This window comes from Yoonia sp. (assembly GCF_965660735.1).
In the GTDB taxonomy this organism is placed as follows: domain Bacteria; phylum Pseudomonadota; class Alphaproteobacteria; order Rhodobacterales; family Rhodobacteraceae; genus Yoonia.
The window spans coordinates 1-4167 of sequence record NZ_CBFIBD010000071.1 but is presented as its reverse complement, the minus strand read 5'-3'; the positions used below and the strand labels follow the sequence as shown (position 1 = coordinate 4167).

Annotated in this window: 3 protein-coding genes and 1 pseudogene; all 4 read left to right on the top strand. The window is 61.1% G+C overall.

All coding sequences use genetic code 11. From position 1 onward, the window contains the following. The first annotated feature begins 13 nt into the window (after window positions 1–13). Entirely contained in the window at window positions 14–913 is a 900-nt protein-coding gene (locus ACTG4B_RS15265; RefSeq protein WP_439156558.1) for a phosphate acyltransferase, read from the top strand. 47 nt (window positions 914–960) lie between these two features. After that, the gene (locus ACTG4B_RS15260) at window positions 961–3789 is read left to right on the top strand and encodes a molybdopterin oxidoreductase family protein (protein ID WP_439156557.1); all 2829 of its coding nucleotides are present in this window, start codon (window positions 961–963) and stop codon (window positions 3787–3789) included. Next, entirely contained in the window at window positions 3786–3935 is a 150-nt protein-coding gene (locus ACTG4B_RS15255; RefSeq protein WP_439156556.1) for a hypothetical protein, read from the top strand. The genes ACTG4B_RS15260 and ACTG4B_RS15255 overlap by 4 nt, the downstream gene beginning before the upstream one ends. Further along, window positions 3932–4167: pseudogene (locus tag ACTG4B_RS15250) on the top strand (4Fe-4S dicluster domain-containing protein); the annotation flags it as partial. The gene ACTG4B_RS15255 and the pseudogene ACTG4B_RS15250, both read left to right, overlap by 4 nt.

Below are 4167 nucleotides of genomic sequence, written 5' to 3'. Positions count from 1 at the left end.
CCGCACGGCCGAAATCCCGCAAGACCTCTTGATCCGGGCCAATCGGTTTGCGCCCCCACGCGTGGCGATTGCGCGGGCAGGTGCACCATTGCCAATGCTCGCCGCGAAAGAGGCGACAAAAGCGGGGGTCATGGTGCCGGTCTTCGTGGGTGAGGCGGATATGATCCGCGCCGAAGCCGCGCGACTGGGCTGGGATATTTCGGGCTATGTCATCTATGACACCGCCGGCGAACAACAAGCAGGCGAGATCGCCGCCGCCCTGTGTGGCGCAGGCGAGGCCGATGTGCTGATGAAGGGTCAGTTGCACACGGATGTTTTCATGAAGGCCGCCGTCAGCCGCGATGCAGGGCTACGCACAGGCCAACGCTTTGTGCATATCTTTCACATCAGCCACCCTGACGGTGGGCGGCCGATCCTGATATCGGATGCAGCGGTGAACGTGACCCCCGACCTTGAAACCCGCAAGGCATCCATTGCCGAGGTCAAGGCACTGCTGAACCGGCTGGACACGCCACGCCCCAAGATCGCGATCCTGTCCGCCACTGAAAGTGCGATTGCGTCCGTGCCCAGTTCAATGGACGGCGATGCGCTGGCCACCTGGGCCAAACGCGAATTCACAGACATGGATGTGTCGGGCCCGCTTGCGCTTGATTTGATCATGTCACCCGACGCTGCCGCGACCAAGGGTCTGACGGCTGACCCCGTCGCCGGACACGCCGACGCGATCATTGTGCCCGACATCGTGTCCGGCAACGCGCTGTTCAAAGCCTTTGTTTATTTCACCGGCGGCTGTGCGGCGGGCCTTGTAACCGGCGCAAAGGTGCCCATTCTTCTGACCTCGCGCGCCGACCCGCCCGCCGCGCGCATCGCCTCTGCTGCGCTGGCCGCGATCAGTTGCGGGTTACCGAAATGAAATGGGTCGCCCCTTGATCTGCGCGAACGTCCCTGAAAGGTAAACATATGTCCCTTGATCAACCCCAACTTGATACATCCCCCTTTGTGTCCGACGAGGTGCGCAAGACGACCTGCTACATGTGCGCCTGTCGTTGCGGGATCAACGTGCATATGAAGAGTGGAAAAGTTGCCTATATCGAAGGCAACAAGGATCATCCGGTCAATCAGGGGGTGCTCTGCGCCAAAGGATCTGCGGGCATCATGCAGCACAACGCGCCCTCGCGCCTGCGTGCACCCTTGCGGCGGACAGGCCCGCGCGGGTCGGGCGAATTCGCGGAAATCAGCTGGGAAGAGGCGCTGACGCTGGCCACCGACTGGCTGAAACCGGTGCGCGAAAATGCCCCTGAAAAGCTGGCGTTCTTCACCGGGCGCGACCAGTCGCAGTCGTTCACCAGCTTCTGGGCGCAGGGGTTCGGCACGCCCAACTATGCCGCGCACGGCGGGTTTTGTTCGGTCAACATGGCCGCTGCGGGCATCTATACGATGGGCGGCGCGTTCTGGGAATTCGGCCAGCCCGATTGGGACCATACCAAGCTGTTCATGCTGTTCGGCGTGGCCGAAGACCATGACAGCAACCCCATCAAGATGGGCATCGGCAAGATCAAGGAACGCGGCGCGCGGATGATCGGGGTGAACCCGATCCGCACCGGCTATAACGCTGTTGCCGATGATTGGGTCGGGATCACGCCCGGCACCGACGGGCTTTTCATTCTGGCGATGGTGCATTGCCTGATGAAGGCCGGCCGCGTCGATCTGGACTATCTGGCGCGGTTCACCAATGCATCTGTCCTTGTGAACGAAGACCCCGACAGCGAGCAGTTCGGCCTGTTCCTGCGCGATGCGGACGGCCAACCGCAGGTCATCGACCGGCGCACCGGCAAACTGGCCGCTTGGAACGGTCAAGGGGTTGAACCCGATCTTTCCGGCACGCACACAGCGAATGGGGTCACGCACCGGCCTGTTTTCCACCTGATGGCGGATCGCTATCTGTCCGACGACTATGCCCCAGAAGCGGTCGAAGAACGCTGCGGCATCCCTGCCACACGCATCCGCGCAATTGCCGCCGATCTGGCGCGTGTGGCCTTTGACGAAGCGATCGAACTGGGCCGCGAATGGACCGATTTCCGCGGCGTGAAGCACGACAAGATGGTCGGTCGCCCTGTGTCTTTCCACGCCATGCGCGGGATTTCGGCGCATTCCAACGGGTTCCAGACCTGCCGGGCGCTGCACACACTGCAAATCATCCTCGGGTCCGTCGAAACCCCCGGCGGCATGCGGTTCAAACCGCCCTACCCCAAACCGGCCACCGCCCACCCCAAACCCCATTGCAAGGTCACACCTGGTCAGGCGCTGGACGGCCCGCATTTGGGTTATCCACACGGGCCAGAGGATCTGTGCCTTGACGACGCAGGTGAGCCGATCCGCATCGACAAGGCCTATTCCTGGGAAAACCCGATGTCCGCCCATGGGTTGATGCATATGGTGATCTCGAACGCCCATGCGGGCGTGCCCTACAAGATCGACACGCTGTTCATGTATATGGCGAACATGTCGTGGAATTCGTCGATGAACGTGGGCGGCGTCCACAAGATGCTGACCGATAAGGATGAAAACGGCGATTACGTCATCCCGCGGATCATTTATTCCGATGCCTATTCATCCGAAATGGTCGCCTATGCCGACCTGATCCTGCCCGACACGACCTATCTGGAACGGCACGACTGCATTTCACTGCTCGACCGTCCGATCTGCGAGGCGGATGGCGTGGCCGATGCAATCCGCTGGCCGGTCGTCGAACCCGACCGCGATGTGCGCGGGTTCCAGTCGGTGCTGTGTGATCTTGGCGCGCGACTGGGCCTTCCGGGGTTTGTGAACGACGATGGCAGCCAGAAATATCAGGACTACGCCGACTACATCACCAATCACATTCGCCGCCCCGGCATCGGCCCGCTGGCAGGCTGGCGCAAAGGTCAAGACGGCCCACAGGGCGGGCGCGGTGATGCGAACCCCGACCAGTTGCAGACCTACATCGACAACGGCGGATTCTGGCTGGAACACGTCCCCGAAAACGCAGCCTATTACAAACCGTTCTCGATGGACTATCAGAACTGGGCTGTGAAAATGGGCTTCTACGACGTCGTCCAGCCCTATATTTTCCAGCTATACGTGGAACCGATGCGCAAGTTTCAGGCCGCCGCCGAAGGCGTCGGCACCCGTCAGCCGCCAGACCACCTGCGCGGGCGCATCAAGCTGACGATGGACCCGCTGCCGATCTGGTATCCCCCGATCGAGGACGGCCATATCGACCCCGTCGAATACCCCATTCACGCACTGACCCAGCGGCCCATGGCCATGTATCACAGCTGGGGCACCCAAAATGCGTGGTTGCGGCAAATCCACGGCCATAACCCATTGTATGTGCCCACAAAGATATGGGAAGCGAACGGGTTCAGTGAAGGCGACTGGGCGCGGGTCACGTCCGCGCACGGATCAATCACGGTGCCGGTGGCACATCAGGCCAGCCTGAACGAAAACACCGTCTGGACATGGAATGCCATCGGCAAGCGCAAGGGTGCCTGGGCCCTGGACAAGGACGCGCCAGAGGCAACCAAAGGCTTTTTGCTCAACCATCTGATTCACGAACTGCTTCCGCCCAAGGGCGATGGGCTGCGCTGGGCGAATTCCGACCCGATCACCGGACAGGCCGCGTGGTTCGACCTGCGGGTCAAGATCGAAAGATCCGCCACCCCGAACGCGGCACAGCCAGAAATGCCAGCGATCAAATCGCCGGTGCCAAAAGGCCCCGATGCCCTGAAATGGAAGGTCGAAAAATGACAAACCGGCAAGTCCTGTTGCTGATCGCAGCATTCGTCACCCTGACGTTGGGCAGCTTCATCTGGTTCATCGTTACATGGGATGCAGACACAGAAGCACCGATTGGCCAGATTGTGCCAGCATCAATCGAAAGGTCCGCCGCATGACCCAGCTTCCCGGAACCACGGCCAAGAAACTCGGGCTTGTGATAGACCTTGATACCTGTGTCGGCTGTCATGCCTGTGTGATCTCCTGCAAGGGTTGGAACACTGAAAACTATGGTGCGCCGCTGTCGGATCAGGACCCCTACGGCGCGCAGCCCACCGGCACTTTCCTGAACCGTGTCCATTCCTACGAGGTGCAGCCGGAACAGGGTGCATCCCAACTGATCCACTTCCC